This is a genomic window from Paenibacillus sp. MAHUQ-63 (assembly GCF_028765165.1).
GTDB lineage: Bacteria > Bacillota > Bacilli > Paenibacillales > NBRC-103111 > Paenibacillus_E.
Genome location: NZ_JARADB010000001.1, coordinates 1,733,225 through 1,747,114, shown reverse-complemented (window position 1 = coordinate 1,747,114; position 13,890 = coordinate 1,733,225). Strand labels below are relative to the sequence as shown.

Genomic DNA, 13,890 nt, shown 5'->3' with positions numbered 1-13,890 from the left:
TACAGGCTGGGGCATTACAATCGAATAAAAAATAGGGCCCGCACATTACAAAATCGTAAAAATTCGCAAATGGTATAAAAAAAGCCTTACCGCCCGCGAAGCATGGGCAGTAAGGCCGTAAGTTACACGCTTAAGTCGGTATTGCGTACAACGCTATGCGATGAGGAGCCGGTAAGCCGGGCCGGCGGAAAAACTTGCCGAACCGGAGCGATAATGAGTGCAGCGACGACAGCTTTGATCGCATCGCCCAATAAGAACGGATAGCAGGCTGCGGCCATAGCTTTGTCGAACGTATAGCTTGGCACTTTGTACATCAACCAAGGCACGCCGGCCAGGTAGAGAACAAGTGATCCGAAAATTTCAAGCACGAGGAACGCAGCTACATAGCCCATAAAGCCCTGTACACGAATACGCGGCAAAATGATCCCGATGAGCATAGCGGATATCGGCCAAATCATAATGAACCCGCCCGTAGGTCCGAGGACGACGCCTAACCCGCCATTCCCATGAAGCATCGGGAAGCCGATAGCGGTCAAGATGACGACAAGGGCCATACTAAGAAAGCCATAGCGGGCTCCCAGCAAGCCTCCTGCGAGCATAACCGCCAGAGTTTGCAGGGTAATGGGCACAGGTGTGAAAGGTAAAGAAATCTGCGCAAAGCTGAATAGAACAAGAATAGCTGCAAATAGGGCACTGAAAACAACGCCGCGCAAGGTGAGTTTCATATTGTTCATCGCTCCTGTTTCTGATATTGTTATTATTGTTAACTAATATACCGGAATATTGGTTGACATATAATTTTATTCAGATCATAGCACAACTTTTTGGAAAGTGGAAGGAACATTTTACATATGGCAATGAAGGAAGAACGTGAAGTCGTGGCTTCGCTGCATCAGGCTGCCGTCGTCTATCGAACGGAATCGGGAGGCGGCAGACGGGTATGGTCGAATGTCGATTTGAATATTTATAAAGGCGAATGGTTGATGGTTATCGGGCCTAACGGCAGCGGCAAAAGCACATTGGCCAGCGTACTGCTGGGCTTGAGTCCGCTCTCAAGCGGAGAGCTGCTGCGTAATGAAGCGAGGCATATCCGAGGCGTACTCCAGCTGCCTGACGCGCAGTTCGTCGGCGATACGATCATGGAGGAGCTGGACTACCTGCCGGCAGCGCAGGAGATGTCCGAGGAGGAGCGCCATGCGTGGTACCGGGAGAGCTTGTCAGCCGTCGGCTTATCGCTTTCGCTTGAGCGACAGCTTGCCACACTGTCGGGCGGACAGAAGCAGCTCGTGAACCTGGCCGCGGCGCTGGCCGTGCAGCCGGAAATTTTGGTACTGGATGAACCGACGGCGATGCTCGACCCGGCCTCAAGGAAAGAAGTGCGCCAAGCTGTTCGCGAGGCGCATAAGCGGGGGACGACGATCGTTTGGATCACGCACCGGCTGGAGGAAGCGGCCGATGCTACGCGCATCGTCGGATTCAGCGACGGGAAGATTACGTTCGACGGGGAGCCGCGGGCGTTCTTTTACGGGGAGAATGCGGGCGATTTGCCGGTTCTAACGCCATGTATGGAAATGGGGTTCGATTCGCCCTATGTCGTCAAGACAGCGATCGGCCTGCTGCAGCAAGGCTGCAGGCTGCGGCGGCTGCCCTTGGGTATGGAAGAACTGGCTGAGGCGGTGATGGACGCATGCCCTTAACCTTACATCATGTTCAGGTTAGTGCGCCCGACAATGCCGATCATCCGCTGTTGAAGGATATCAGCCTGGATCTTCCCGACGGTTCGGTCACCGTTCTGATCGGGCGGACCGGGTCGGGTAAATCCACTTTGCTGCAGATTATGGGAGGCATTCTCGAACCTGCTGCCGGGACCGCCCTGCTGGATGGACAGCCGCTCTGGCACAAGAGGAAGGTTGACCAAGCGCATCTGCTCCGCCTAGGGCTCATTTTCCAATTCCCAGAGCAGCAATTGTTTGCGGGCAGTATCCGTCAGGAGTTTGCCTACTCCTTGCGGCCATACCGGCTGCCGGCTGCCGAACGCGAGCGGCGCATGCGATCCGCCAGTGCCGATCTCGATCCCCGCGGCGTCTTCGCCCTAGAGCGGTCGCCCTTCAGCCTGAGCGGCGGCGAGCAGCGCCGTTTGGCGCTTGCTACGACCTTCGCCACAGAGCCGGATTGGCTCCTTATGGACGAGCCAACCGCCGGCCTCGAGGCGGCGGCCGTCCGCGAATTGGTGCGCCTGATTCGCGGGAGACCGCGTGGCGGCTTCGTCATCGCCACGCATGATCTGGACACGTTCCTGCCGCTGGCTGACCGTGTCCTTGTCCTGGACCGCGGCGAGCTTGTCTTCGACGGCTCGCCGGAAGCGCTGTGCCGCGCGCCGGAGCTGCTGGCGCGCGCGGGTGTCGGCCTCCCGAGCTGTGTGGAGGCCGCTCAGGCGTTGGCGCGATACGGCATCGCCATCGCGCCGGACTTGCTGGCGCCGGCACAGGCCGTGCCGGCGATTGCGCGGGCGCTGCGCGAACGCGGCAGCGCCATGGCGGCCCCGGCGCCGCAGGCGGCAGCGCCGGAGCGCGCGCCGCGCGAGGAGCCTGCGCCGGCGAAGGCAGCCTGGCTGGCGCGGGATCCCCGCGCCAAGTGGCTGCTCTATCTGCTGCTCGTCATCGGGACGATGCAGCAGACGGGGTGGAGCGGCCTTGGGGCAGCGGGGCTGCTCCTGGGCCTCTCGTTTGCCGGACTGCCGCGCCCCGCGGTCCGCGGCAGCTGGAAGGTGGCCGTGCCGTTCTTGATCTTCATGTTCATTTCGATCGTGCTCGCCGGCCTGGAGTGGAGAGCCGCGTCCGGCGGTTATCCGCTGGGCTTCTCGCTTGCGAGCGGCTGGGGCGCGGCGTTCACACTCACCCGGCTGTTCCTTGTCCTAATGGCCGGCTATTGGTTGGCCGTGTCCACCCCGTATGGACAGCTCGTACAGGGGCTGAACTGGGCCTTGGCTTTTCTCCGCAGGCTGAAGCTGCCTGTGGAGTCGTTCGCCTTGGCCGTCTCGCTCATATTCCGCTTCATTCCGCTGATTATGCGGGAATGGCAGCGCTTCTCGGCGGTCGTCCGGGCCAGGGGCAAGGCGGCGATCCGCCCGGGAACCGTACGGATGCGGGATGTTCCTGCATTGGTCGTTCCGCTGCTGCTGGCCATGTTCCACAAAGCGGAGCAGATGACCGTAGCGATGGAAATGAAACGAATCGACGGCAAGCGGCAGCTGCAGCGAAAAAGCACCCTGCGCTGGCAAAACAGGGATACGCTGCTGGTCGCGGCGAGCGCTTTGGGGTTTGCGCTGCTGCAGATGACACGGTCATGGCTATGAGGAGCGGCTCACGGAGTGGGCTGCTTTTTTCTCGGACTGGCGTGGCGGCGGACTGGCTGTTCGCTGCTCACACTGCACTTACACTTACATAGCAAAAGTGCAGGACGCCTGTCATCTTGAGGCCGACCGTTCGCGTATACTATACTTTGACTAAGACATATCGACGATCGGCGGTGAGTAGGGATGGATACGGCTTACACCATCTATGAGCAGCAAATGCTGCGGCAAGTGAAGCGCTGGGAAATGAGGCAGCAGAAAGCGCCCAATTTGCTCGAAAAAGCATCCAAATCCGTTTCGACGAATATTAACAAGCTGATTCCGGAGAAAGTGCACAAAACAATAACTGCAACGGTCAAAGGCATGTTCCAGACGACCTTGTTCGGCATGAATTATATCCCTCAGAATGATCCGCTAACGGGAGCAACCTTGGCCGAGTGCGATGCCCGGGCAGAGGAGCTGCTGTCGCTGTACAAAAAAATCGCCGCCGCGGAGGGGGCGGGAACGGGGGCTGGAGGTATTTTGCTGGGCTTGGCCGATTTCCCGATTCTGATAGGCATTAAGCTCAAATTTTTGTTTGAGCTGGCGCATGCTTATGGCTATTCAACCAAGGACTACAGAGAGCGGTTGTTTATTCTGTATGTGTTTCAGCTAGCCTTCTCCAGTCCGCCGAAGAAGCCCGATCTGCTGGAGACGATCCGGAACTGGCATACGGTTGCCGGCTCTTTGCCGCCTGCTGAAGATTATACGAATCAAGTGGATTGGCTGCAGCTCCAGCAAGAGTACCGCGATACGATCGATTTCCGCAAAATGCTTCAGCTTGTCCCCGGCATAGGCGCCGTTGTAGGAGCTTGGGCGAATTTCGGCCTGCTGGAGGAGCTGGGCGTGGCGGGCATGAACAGCTATCGCCTGCGCCGGCTGCAGGATAAAGCAAGAGCCGGCGGGGGACCCGAGCCCGGCCGTTGATTGCCTGTCCAACAGCCGCCATTCTCGCCAAATCTAACGGACCACAGAGCTCTTGGCCTCCATTTGCCAGCTAGCAGCTGCTCTGTCCGTTAGCCGGCTAAGGTTGAAGAGAGCTGCCGCACATGTCCGTTTCTCCGCGGATGTTTCTTTTTATGCTGCTGGGTAAAGTTATGGTGATTTTTCGTACGCAAAGCCATATACTTTAAGTAGAGCCAAACCAGCCGCGTAACACGAACATGAATGTGATTTTTTTCACAAATAACTTGCCGCACTCACCCTAACTCGTCCCATACCATCCAATTCAATTTTCTCCAATGAACGAGAATTCCTAACCCAACGCGCATCCAACACAGGTCGGCAGGTTTGGTCCATCGTTTCATCAGCCTATCTATTCATAGAGCAAAGAAGAGTTAATCGGAGGAGTGAATGGTATGAACAAGAAACCGAAGGTCGTGATCCTGGGGGCAGGCTACGGCGGACTAGTGACGGCGATCCGACTGCAGAAGCAGATCAAGGCGGACGAAGCTGACGTTACCCTGGTGAACAAGCACGATTATCATTACATGACGACCCATCTGCATATGCCGGCTGCCGGGACCGATCATCACGAGAATGCGCGTGTGGCGATCAAGGATTTGATCGATGAACGGAAAATTCAGTTCGTGAAAGGGACGGTTCAAGAGATTAAGCTGGAGGAGAAGGAAATTGTTCTTCCCGACCATGTCCTGTCTTACGACTATCTGGTGATAGGTTTGGGAAGTGAGACGGAAACCTTCGGGATCCCGGGGCTGCGCGAGCACGCCATGTCGATTAACAGCATTAACAGCGTGCGATTCATTCGCCAGCATATTCAATACATGTTTGCGAAGTACAAACTGGACTCCAAGCATAAGGAATATTTGACCTTCGTTGTGGGGGGAGCCGGTTTCACGGGGACGGAATTCGTCGGAGAGTTGGCCGACCGCATTCCCGTGCTTTGCCAGACGTTCGATGTCGATCCTTCGCTTGTGAGAATCATGAATGTGGAAGCTTCGCCTACCGCGCTGCCGCCGGGACTTCCGAACGATCTGGTGGAATACGGCATGGAAGTCATGCGGCGCAAAGGGGTTCAGTATAGATTGTCAACGGCGATCAAAGCATGCGAACCGGACGGCGTCCTGCTCGGAGACGGCGAATTCATCCGTGCCGGAACAGTAATCTGGTCGGGTGGGGTCCGTGGAAACTCCTTGCTCCAGGCGGCTGGTTTTCACGTGCAGCGCGGCCGGGTGAAGGTAGACGACTATTTGCGCTCCATTCAGTATCCGGAGGTGTTCATTACGGGAGACTGCTCGATTGTGATGAGTCCGGAAGGGACGCCCTACCCGGCGAACGCCCAAATCGCGGTCCAACAAGGCTGCAACACGGCCAAAAATATAATCAACAGCTTGCGTGGAAAGCCCTTGCGTCATTTTGCTTATGATTACAAAGGAACTGTCGCTTCATTGGGCCGCGGCGATGCGGTCGGGATTCTGAAGGTGAAGAAAGTGAAGGGCAAATTCGCCGCTTTCCTCAAAAAGTTGATCGATGCCCGCTATCTGTTCTTGATTGGCGGACTCCCGCTTGTGTGGAAGAAAATGATATTCAAGCAAAAACAAGCGACGCGTAAGCATCATGTTAGAAATTAATTAGGTCCTTAAACCTAAAAATATACGTACGCCGACGATACGCCTGAAAATCAAAGAAAATGAAAGATAAGATTAATTGTAAGCGAATTATCAAATGAATGAGAGGATGGAGTCGACCTTTTTAGGTTTATTCCATCCTTTACTATGTCTCGATAAGAGAGTAGTATCAACAACGTACAATATACAGTTGAATATTTCGCTTAATTCTCTAACCGGAGAAGCGGGGGAACCACAGGTTTCAACGGGGTGAATAAGGTGCGCGTCATCTGGCATGGCGTAACTTTTAGGGCAGTTTTCTCGCAGCCCGAACCCGGCAGCTAACCTCGTAAGCGATCGTGAGAAAGGAGAACATGTGATCCCAAACACAAGGTCTATCCTTGTGTTTTTTTGCGTCCAAAAACAGACATTGAAGTTGAAATCAGGTTATTTGGGGGAATTTCGCAGCATGACAAGTGATTCATTGAAGAAGATTATGTTCGGTAAACCGCTGAAGTCCGATGAGCTGGAATCCGAAAAAATGCAGGTGTGGAAGGCGCTGCCGATCCTCTCGTCCGATGCCCTGTCGTCCGTGGCCTACGGTACGGAGCAAATTTTGCTCGAGCTGGCGACGGTCGGGGTCGCAGCATTTGCCTTCTCCCTGCCGATCGCGATCTCGATTATCGCCTTAATTATGCTGCTTGTACTCAGCTATCGCCAAGTGATTGAAGCCTACCCGATGGGAGGCGGGGCTTACATGGTGGCGAAGGAGAATCTGGGCATGATGTGGGGCAGGCTCACAGGCGTTTCCTTGCTGATCGATTATACGTTGACGGTTGCGGTTTCGATCTCGGCAGGCGTGCAGGCGATTACGTCGGCCTTTCCGTCTACGGTGCCCTATATCGTCCCGATCGCGCTGGCTCTCGTCTGGCTGATGGTGTGGCTGAACTTGCGCGGGACGTCCGAGTCGGGGACGGTATTCGCGATACCGACGTACTTTTTTATTTTGTGTATTTTGCTGCTTATCGGCAAAGGGATTTTCGATATGATGACGGGTTCGTTGAATACGCATCCGATCCAAATCGTTCCCAGCTCCATGACGAGTTCATTAACGTTGTTCGTTATTCTCAAAGCGTTCTCCTCCGGCTGCTCCGCGGTCACGGGGATTGAGGCGATTTCCGATGCGGTGCCGCATTTCCGGACGCCTTCCGTGAAAAACGCCAAGAAAACGATGGCTTCGCTCGGTACGCTGCTGGCTGTCATATTCGGAGGTGTCACCTTGCTGAGCTTGGGTTATGGGATCGCACCCGACCCGCACGGCCACACATCGGTTTTATCGATGGTGACGGAGCAGGCATTCGGCAGAGGGGCGATGTATTATGCAACGCAGATCGGCACGATGCTGATTCTGGTGCTGGCAGCGAACACGAGCTTCAACGGCTTTCCGATACTGGCGTCCATCATGGCGCAGGACAAAAACTTCCCGCGCATGTTCTCTTACCGGGGAGACCGGCTGTCGTTTCATTATGGGATTGTCACATTAGGCGTTTTGGCAAGCATTTTGCTAATTATATTCAAAGGAAAAACCGATGCACTTATTCCTCTTTATGCGATTGGCGTATTCTTGTCGTTCACGCTGGCCCAGAGCGGTCTGGTCCGCAAATGGTTCAGAGAGCGTCCGGCCGGCTGGCTGGGCAAATTCGCCATCAACGGCTTGGGCGGGCTCGTCTCGTTCGCCGTCTTGATCGTGTTCTGCATAACCAAATTCAGCGAAGGCGCGTGGATTGTCATTCTTGTGACGCCGCTGCTGCTATGGGGCATTACCAAGATCAGCAACCATTACGATGTCGTGGCCAAAGAGCTGCGTATCGACATCACACAGGAGCGCGTATGTACGAAGGAATCATTGATCATCGTGCCTGTCGCGGGCATTCACCGCGTGGTTGCGCAGTCTCTGAATTATGCCAAATCGTTGTCACCGAACGTGATTGCCTTCTACGTGGCGTTCTCGGATGAGGAAGAGGAAGCGATGCAGGAGAAATGGGACAAATGGGACCCCGGCGTCCGGCTCGTTGTGTTCAAGTCGCGCTACCGCACCATTTTGAAGCCGCTGGCTGAGTTCATTGAACGGATTGACACGCACGTATCGGAAAAGCAATCGATCATGGTTATCCTGCCGCAATTCATGCCCAAGAAGTGGTGGCATCGCCTGCTTCACAACCAGTCCGCCGCACGGATCCGCTCCAAGCTGCAAGCTGACAAAGATATCGTCGTCGCGACGGTGCCCTATCATTTGCATGAGTAGAGGTGTACAATAAAAGGGATTGCTGATGCAGAATTAGGAACAGAGGTGAACCTTTTATGGCGAAAAAGAAATGGTCGTCCGGCGCATCCGAGACCGGCGTGCAAGATAAACCAGCGACACTCAAAGATTTGCTGAGCCCTGATGTCGTAGCGGGTCTGAAAGCTCAAGCCGACAAGATGAAAGCGGAGGAGCAGGCGCGCAAAGATGCGGCCAGAGCGGAAGCGGAAGCCGCGCGGAAGGCGGAAGAGAAGCGGTTGGAGAACGACTTCGGCCATTTGCTCGAGAAGAGCAATCTGGATTGGAGAAAGCACAAATGAGGAAGCACGAGATGTGCTTCCTTTTTTGATTGCGCAGGCAAAGGCTACCGTTTCTTCATCTCAAAAAACTCGCATTCATCGCGGTCATAATAGGCCAAATCGGCGACACGAGTCTGCAATACAACGGTCTTATCGCTAAAACGCAGGACGACTGCATTCGAGTCTACGATATGATCGTCTTTGAACACGCGGACGACGGCCCCTCTCTCCACAGCCTCCTGAAAATCGGTATCCGTCACCAAACGTTGATTTCTAGCCATCCTGGCATGCTCCCTCCCTGATTCAATGGATCCTTCCATTGTACCACAAGGTGCATCTAATCTCCGAAATCCACGAACGCCTAGACTCCGCCCAGCATACAATGTAGCACCAAAGAGTCATTCTCAGGAAGCAGGACTGACTCCCAAACGCTGCGTGGGCAGAGAGGATGCGTGATCCCGATGGACATTCAATTATTGCCGATTCATTGGGTGTATTTAGTATTTATTGGTTTTATTCTAACCCTTCTTATCAGGCGCAGAGACACCACGATGATTTGTGTGGTCGGTATTTTTGCGCTCGGTTTGTTGGCGACAGAGACATTAAGCGGTTCGGTTTCAGGGGTGTTCAACAGCTTTATCTATGCCACCAAAGAGTTGATGGGAACAATCATGATTATTTCCATTATCGTGGCGATGAGCCGGGTGCTCATTCGCACAGGCATTAACGAAACGATGGTCGCGCCGTTGACCCGTTTTCTGCGGACGCCGGCACTAGCGTTCTGGGGAATCGGGATCATCATGATGATCACCTCCTGGTTCTTCTGGCCGTCTCCGGGCGTTGCGCTCATCGGTGCGGTGCTGCTGCCTGTTGCGGTGCGCGTCGGATTGCCTGCCCTAGGGGCGGCGATGGCGATGAACTTGTTCGGTCACGGGATTGCCCTTTCCGGCGATTACATTATTCAAGGAGCTCCTAAGCTGACGGCGGATGCGGCGGGGCTGCCGGTAACCTCCGTCATGGAAGCCTCCGTGCCGCTTGTGATCGTCATGGGTCTAGTTACGACCGTAACCGCTTTCTGGATGATGCGCCGGGATATGAGAAACGGCACCTGGCGCGATGGTTTGGTGGCTAGCGGAACAGGAGACGGCGGTTCGCTGCTGTCTTCCGACCAAGATGCCAAAGCCAGTCTGTCGCCGAAATTGCGCCGGATACTCGCGGTCTTCATTCCCGTGCTTTTCGCACTGGACGTCATCGCGATGTTCGTGTTGAATTTGCAAGGGGGAGACGCAACAGCGCTGGTGGGCGGTACCGCCGTGTTCATCCTTATCGGGGTGACACTGCTCGCCCATCGGGGCCATGGGCTGGAGCAAACGACGTCCTACCTCATCGAAGGCTTCGTTTTCGGCTTTAAAGTATTCGGCCCCGTGATCCCGATCGCCGCCTTCTTCTATCTCGGCGACTCCGCGTTCACGGAGCTTTATGGCAAAATCCTGCCGGAAGGCTCGCACGGCATCGTGAACGACCTCGGCGTCGCGCTTGCCGGCGTTGTACCGCTCAACGGCGCGATCGGCGCCGTTACGCTCACCGTCGTCGGCGCGATTACCGGCCTCGACGGCTCCGGCTTCTCCGGCATCTCCCTCGCGGGCTCGATCGCACAGCTCTTCGCAACGGCGATCGGTTCCGGCGCTGCGGTGCTGACCGCGCTCGGGCAAGTGGCCGCCATCTGGGTCGGCGGCGGCACCTTGATCCCGTGGGCGCTCATTCCGGCAGCGGCGATTTGCGGTGTCAGCCCCTTCGAGCTGGCGAGACGGAATTTGCTGCCCGTGCTCATCGGTCTTGCGGTGACAACGGTTGTGGCGATGTTTTTGGTCTGAATTAGCGCCTCTGGGGGCTTCGCTGCCGAAGCCCTTCAGAGGCTTTTATTCGTGAGAGAATGCAAGACAAGTGCAGGAACCATCGTCTCCAAGCTTCCCCAAGAGCGGAGAACGCACGGGATCGGGCTTGCCTATCGTCCATCAGTAGCAGTAAGCTTGACTTACAATATGCGAAGTTGGGGATGAGACGACGAATGGAAGCTAAGTTTTGTATGAACTGCGGTTCACCGATGGAAGTTCGCGATGTGGATGGTACGATGAGAAGAGCCTGCACGGCTTGCACGTTTGTCCACTGGGGCAACTATAGTATTGGCGTGGGTGCGCTTGTGACCAGGGACGAGAAAATTTTGCTCGTACGCAGAGCGCAAGAGCCGGGTAAAGGCCGGTGGACGAATCCCGGCGGATATATCGAGCAGCATGAGCTGATCCAGGACACCATTGAGCGTGAAGTGCTGGAGGAGAGCGGAGTTACGGCCAAAGTCTCGCGGTTGGTGGCGGTGCGTGATTTGCCTCGAAGCATTCATAATGTATACATCGCATTCGAAATGGATTATGTCGGCGGCGAGCCAGTGCCTGACGGGGTAGAGGTGGATGCGGCCGGCTTCTATAGCTTGAAAGAGATGGAGGAGCTGCCGGTGGCCGATTTTACGAAGTGGCTTATCGATGTGGCGCTGCACGCCAAGTCGACGGGCCTAGTTGAAGATAAGGAGCCCATTGTTTCGATGGACGGTTACGGCTTGTACCGTGTTCCCAAAGTATGAAGCAGCCGATCGGCCTGCGGGGGCATCATTTGCTGTGTTTGTTAGGGTATCGCGGGATGGGATATTCCAAAGAGTTTTGCGAGAATATGACCGGCGTCTACGAGACGCTGCGGGCTCACCCGGAGACAGTCATCCGCGTCGTGCTCGGACCTGACGACCTGTGCGCCGCTTTCCCCGCCGATCAGGTCGCGCATTGCGAGAACAGGACGGTCTATGACCGCGATGCGGAAATCGTTGCCAAGCTTGGCTTGCAGGCTGGCATGGAGCTGAGCTGGTCCGCCGTTTGCGGGAAGGTGGCGGCGCAGGTGACGCCGGGGGATATCGGCCACCTGTGTGCTACATGCCGCTGGGAGTCCTACGGCGTATGCGCCGATGGGGTGCGCATCATCCGGGAGGGCGGCGAGCTGCCGGATGTGAAGCGGGCTGGGGAGTAGTGCAGCCGGGAGGGGGACCGGCGGGCGGCGCGGGTAGGCGGAGCAGGGCAGGCAACGGAGAGTGGTGCCGGTAGGCGGAGCGGGGCAAGAAAACGGGAACGGAGCCGTGTCCTTGTCCGGCAGCGACACTGGCAGTCGGCGCCGGGTCTCCCTCGCGCCCGGCTAACGGACACAGCAGCCGCTATTTGCCGATTTTGGGCGGCAATTGGATTCTAACGGACACCAGCGCGGTTATTTGCCCGTTTGGGGCACGATTTTGCCCCGAAAACGGCAAATAAGGTCTCCAGTGTCCGTTAGAAACGGAACACGGCGCAATCCAGGGCAATAGCGTCCGTGGTGTCCGTTAGATGCACGGGACCGCGGCGAAGCGCCACCGCAAGGCCGCTGGTCGAAGAGGACGCGCCCGCGCAGCCCGGGGACTCGGGAACGGAACTCATGTCCTTGTCCACAACGGCACAGACGGTCAGAGCGCGGTGCCTCACGCCCGGCAGCGGCACTGGCAGCGCCGAGTCTCCCTCGCGTCCAGCTAACGGACACAGCAGCCGCTATTTGCCGGTTTTGGGCGGCAATTGGATCCTAACGGACACCAGCGCGGTTATTTGCCCGTTTGGGGCGCGATTTTGCCCCGAAAACGGCAAATAAGGTCTCCCGTGTCCGTTAGAATCGGAGCACGGTGCAATCCAGGGCAAAAACGTCCGTGGTGTCCGTTAGATTCGCGGGATCGCGACGAAGCGCCATCGCAAGGCCGCTGGTCGAAGAGGCAGCGCCCGCGCAGCCCGGGGATCCGGGAACGGAGCCATGTCCTGAGCCCGGAAGCGGCACTGGCAATCGGCGCCGGGTCTCCCTCGCGCTCAGCTAACGGACACAGCAGCCGCTAATTGCCGATTTTGGGCGGCAATTGGATTCTAACGGACACCAGCGCGGTTATTTGCCCTTTTGGGGCACGATTTTGCCCCGAAAATGGCAAATAAGGTCTCCCGTGTCCGTTAGAGTCGGAGCACGGCGCAATCCAGGGCAATAGCGTCCGTGGTGTCCGTTAGATTCGCGGGACCACGGCGAAGCGCCATCGCAAGGCCGCCGGCCGGCCAACACCAACAAAAAGAAGATGTCCCACCCGCTAAGCGGTCGGGACATCTTCTTTTTTTAAGCCAAAGCGTGAACGTCCTTGCCCGCGTCCAGCTTCTCCGCAGGGGAAGCGAGCACATTCGCCACCATCAGCAGTTCGTCCGCAGGACGCAGCAAGGAGCGAAGCAAGCGGCTGTCCTCCACGTCCGACTGCAGCCATTTCTCGGCCTGCTGCTGGTCGAGGATGGCGGGCATTTTGCCAAAATGCGGTGAGACCAAGTCATTGGCTTCCGTCATCAGCATCATGCAGGTACGAAGCTCGTCCTCGCCGTTCGGCGCATGCCAGACATCGTACAAGCCGGCGATCCCGAAAGTGCCGCTGCGCATTTTAAACTTGATCCATTGGGTTTCCTTGCCCTCGGTCACCTTGATATAGAAGCCGCTGCAGGGCAGAATGCACCGCTGCTTCCGAATGATACGCTCGAAGGCTGTGTTGGTGAAGATCGAATCACGCTCGCCGCAGACGGCGTCCTTCGCCCAGAAGGGCATCAAGCCCCAGCGGAATTCGTCAAGGAGACGTTCTCCCTTCTTGTTCATCACAACCGCCGAGACGGATTCCGTCGGTTTGACTTCGTAGCGGTTGGCTGTATAGGACAACAGCCTGTCGACTTGGAACTGGTTCATAATTTCATTGACATCGGCAAGAATGGATATCGAATGGCACATATGGTTTCACCTCATTTGATTTTGACTATTATTTGCCTGTTCCGCCAAAATCATGTATGAGGATTACAACTTTTTTCCAGCCGTGCCCGATCAGCTATACGACCAGCAGTTTCATCATCGTTTCCTTCATATTGCGCTCCTGAAAAGGTTTGGAGACGAACTCCTTCGCCCCCGCCTGTATCGCTTCGATAATCAACGACCTTTGCTCGAAAGCCGAGCACATCATGATGTTCGCCGAGGGGTCGAACTCTTTAATCTTACGTATAACATCTATTCCGTTCATGTCCGGCATATTGAGATCCATCGTGGTCAAGATCGGAGAATTCATTTGGTATGAAAGAATCGCTTCGGTTCCGCTGCTTGCTTCAACGACGTCGTAACCCATGGTTTGAACGAGTTGGCATAGAATGCTTCGCAGGCTCTTGACCGGATCTACGACGAGAATTTTAGGTTTCATGGGGTGTCAGATCC

14 protein-coding genes and 1 riboswitch are annotated in these 13,890 nt (G+C 56.1%); of the genes, 9 read left to right on the top strand and 5 right to left on the bottom strand.

Going from position 1 to position 13,890, the window contains the following annotated elements; translation table 11 throughout:
- Window positions 1-122: 122 nt before the first annotated feature.
- Window positions 123-725: a biotin transporter BioY gene (locus PUT07_RS07615; RefSeq protein ID WP_274467230.1), complete on the bottom strand. Its 603-nt coding sequence runs from the start codon at window positions 723-725 to the stop codon at window positions 123-125.
- Window positions 726-851: 126 nt separating this feature from the next.
- On the opposite strand from PUT07_RS07615, the gene PUT07_RS07610 reads away from it, so the two are divergent.
- From PUT07_RS07610 to PUT07_RS07585, 6 genes are all read left to right on the top strand, one after another.
- Window positions 852-1,697 (top strand): energy-coupling factor ABC transporter ATP-binding protein, encoded by an 846-nt coding sequence (locus tag PUT07_RS07610; RefSeq protein WP_274467229.1) that lies wholly within the window; start codon window positions 852-854, stop codon window positions 1,695-1,697.
- Window positions 1,688-3,355: an ATP-binding cassette domain-containing protein gene (locus PUT07_RS07605; protein ID WP_274467228.1), complete on the top strand. Its 1,668-nt coding sequence runs from the start codon at window positions 1,688-1,690 to the stop codon at window positions 3,353-3,355. Before PUT07_RS07610 ends, PUT07_RS07605 begins: the two co-directional genes overlap by 10 nt.
- A 183-nt stretch (window positions 3,356-3,538) precedes the next feature.
- Window positions 3,539-4,318 (top strand): EcsC family protein, encoded by a 780-nt coding sequence (locus PUT07_RS07600; protein WP_274467227.1) that lies wholly within the window; start codon window positions 3,539-3,541, stop codon window positions 4,316-4,318.
- A 431-nt stretch (window positions 4,319-4,749) separates the two neighbouring features.
- Entirely contained in the window at window positions 4,750-5,982 is a 1,233-nt protein-coding gene (locus PUT07_RS07595) for an NAD(P)/FAD-dependent oxidoreductase (protein ID WP_274467226.1), read from the top strand.
- A gap of 187 nt (window positions 5,983-6,169) precedes the next feature.
- Window positions 6,170-6,329: riboswitch (cyclic di-AMP (ydaO/yuaA leader) on the top strand.
- A 98-nt stretch (window positions 6,330-6,427) separates the two neighbouring features.
- Window positions 6,428-8,263 (top strand): APC family permease, encoded by a 1,836-nt coding sequence (locus PUT07_RS07590; protein WP_274467224.1) that lies wholly within the window; start codon window positions 6,428-6,430, stop codon window positions 8,261-8,263.
- Between the two features lie 56 nt (window positions 8,264-8,319).
- On the top strand, window positions 8,320-8,580 hold the full coding sequence (locus tag PUT07_RS07585; protein WP_274467223.1) for a YqkE family protein: 261 nt from the start codon (window positions 8,320-8,322) through the stop codon (window positions 8,578-8,580).
- 44 nt (window positions 8,581-8,624) lie between these two features.
- Here PUT07_RS07585 and PUT07_RS07580 read toward each other — a convergent pair whose 3' ends face one another.
- A complete protein-coding gene (locus tag PUT07_RS07580) occupies window positions 8,625-8,840 on the bottom strand; it encodes a hypothetical protein (RefSeq protein ID WP_274467222.1) in 216 nt (71 codons plus the stop codon).
- Window positions 8,841-9,020: 180 nt separating this feature from the next.
- On the opposite strand from PUT07_RS07580, the gene PUT07_RS07575 reads away from it, so the two are divergent.
- The 3 genes from PUT07_RS07575 to PUT07_RS07565 all read left to right on the top strand — a co-directional run bounded on the left by PUT07_RS07575 (window position 9,021) and on the right by PUT07_RS07565 (window position 11,628).
- Window positions 9,021-10,433: a hypothetical protein gene (locus PUT07_RS07575; protein WP_274467221.1), complete on the top strand. Its 1,413-nt coding sequence runs from the start codon at window positions 9,021-9,023 to the stop codon at window positions 10,431-10,433.
- Window positions 10,434-10,627: 194 nt separating this feature from the next.
- Window positions 10,628-11,194 carry an NUDIX hydrolase gene (locus PUT07_RS07570; protein ID WP_274467220.1) on the top strand — a complete coding sequence of 189 codons (567 nt, stop codon included), beginning with the start codon at window positions 10,628-10,630 and terminating at the stop codon, window positions 11,192-11,194.
- A gap of 56 nt (window positions 11,195-11,250) precedes the next feature.
- Window positions 11,251-11,628, top strand: a complete 378-nt coding sequence (locus PUT07_RS07565) for a DUF1284 domain-containing protein (protein ID WP_274467219.1) — start codon at window positions 11,251-11,253, stop codon at window positions 11,626-11,628.
- Window positions 11,629-12,285: 657 nt separating this feature from the next.
- Here PUT07_RS07565 and PUT07_RS07560 read toward each other — a convergent pair.
- The 3 genes from PUT07_RS07560 to PUT07_RS07550 all read right to left on the bottom strand — a co-directional run bounded on the left by PUT07_RS07560 (window position 12,286) and on the right by PUT07_RS07550 (window position 13,876).
- On the bottom strand, window positions 12,286-12,456 hold the full coding sequence (locus tag PUT07_RS07560) for a hypothetical protein (protein WP_274467218.1): 171 nt from the start codon (window positions 12,454-12,456) through the stop codon (window positions 12,286-12,288).
- A 315-nt stretch (window positions 12,457-12,771) separates the two neighbouring features.
- Window positions 12,772-13,419 carry an SOS response-associated peptidase gene (locus tag PUT07_RS07555; protein ID WP_274467217.1) on the bottom strand — a complete coding sequence of 216 codons (648 nt, stop codon included), beginning with the start codon at window positions 13,417-13,419 and terminating at the stop codon, window positions 12,772-12,774.
- 94 nt (window positions 13,420-13,513) lie between these two features.
- The gene (locus PUT07_RS07550) at window positions 13,514-13,876 is read right to left on the bottom strand and encodes a response regulator (protein ID WP_274467216.1); all 363 of its coding nucleotides are present in this window, start codon (window positions 13,874-13,876) and stop codon (window positions 13,514-13,516) included.
- Window positions 13,877-13,890: the final 14 nt, after the last annotated feature.

Excerpts from the sequence above, each read along its gene's own strand:
- PUT07_RS07565 (WP_274467219.1), top strand. The coding sequence starts at position 11,251 with ATGGGATATTCCAAAGAGTTTTGCGAGAATATGACCGGCGTCTACGAG.
- PUT07_RS07610 (WP_274467229.1), top strand. The coding sequence starts at position 852 with ATGGCAATGAAGGAAGAACGTGAAGTCGTGGCTTCGCTGCATCAGGCT.
- PUT07_RS07615 (WP_274467230.1), bottom strand. The coding sequence starts at position 725 with ATGAAACTCACCTTGCGCGGCGTTGTTTTCAGTGCCCTATTTGCAGCT.
- PUT07_RS07605 (WP_274467228.1), top strand. The coding sequence starts at position 1,688 with ATGCCCTTAACCTTACATCATGTTCAGGTTAGTGCGCCCGACAATGCC.
- PUT07_RS07555 (WP_274467217.1), bottom strand. The coding sequence starts at position 13,419 with ATGTGCCATTCGATATCCATTCTTGCCGATGTCAATGAAATTATGAAC.
- PUT07_RS07580 (WP_274467222.1), bottom strand. The coding sequence starts at position 8,840 with ATGGCTAGAAATCAACGTTTGGTGACGGATACCGATTTTCAGGAGGCT.
- PUT07_RS07575 (WP_274467221.1), top strand. The coding sequence starts at position 9,021 with ATGGACATTCAATTATTGCCGATTCATTGGGTGTATTTAGTATTTATT.
- PUT07_RS07585 (WP_274467223.1), top strand. The coding sequence starts at position 8,320 with ATGGCGAAAAAGAAATGGTCGTCCGGCGCATCCGAGACCGGCGTGCAA.
- PUT07_RS07570 (WP_274467220.1), top strand. The coding sequence starts at position 10,628 with ATGGAAGCTAAGTTTTGTATGAACTGCGGTTCACCGATGGAAGTTCGC.
- PUT07_RS07550 (WP_274467216.1), bottom strand. The coding sequence starts at position 13,876 with ATGAAACCTAAAATTCTCGTCGTAGATCCGGTCAAGAGCCTGCGAAGC.
- PUT07_RS07595 (WP_274467226.1), top strand. The coding sequence starts at position 4,750 with ATGAACAAGAAACCGAAGGTCGTGATCCTGGGGGCAGGCTACGGCGGA.
- PUT07_RS07590 (WP_274467224.1), top strand. The coding sequence starts at position 6,428 with ATGACAAGTGATTCATTGAAGAAGATTATGTTCGGTAAACCGCTGAAG.
- PUT07_RS07600 (WP_274467227.1), top strand. The coding sequence starts at position 3,539 with ATGGATACGGCTTACACCATCTATGAGCAGCAAATGCTGCGGCAAGTG.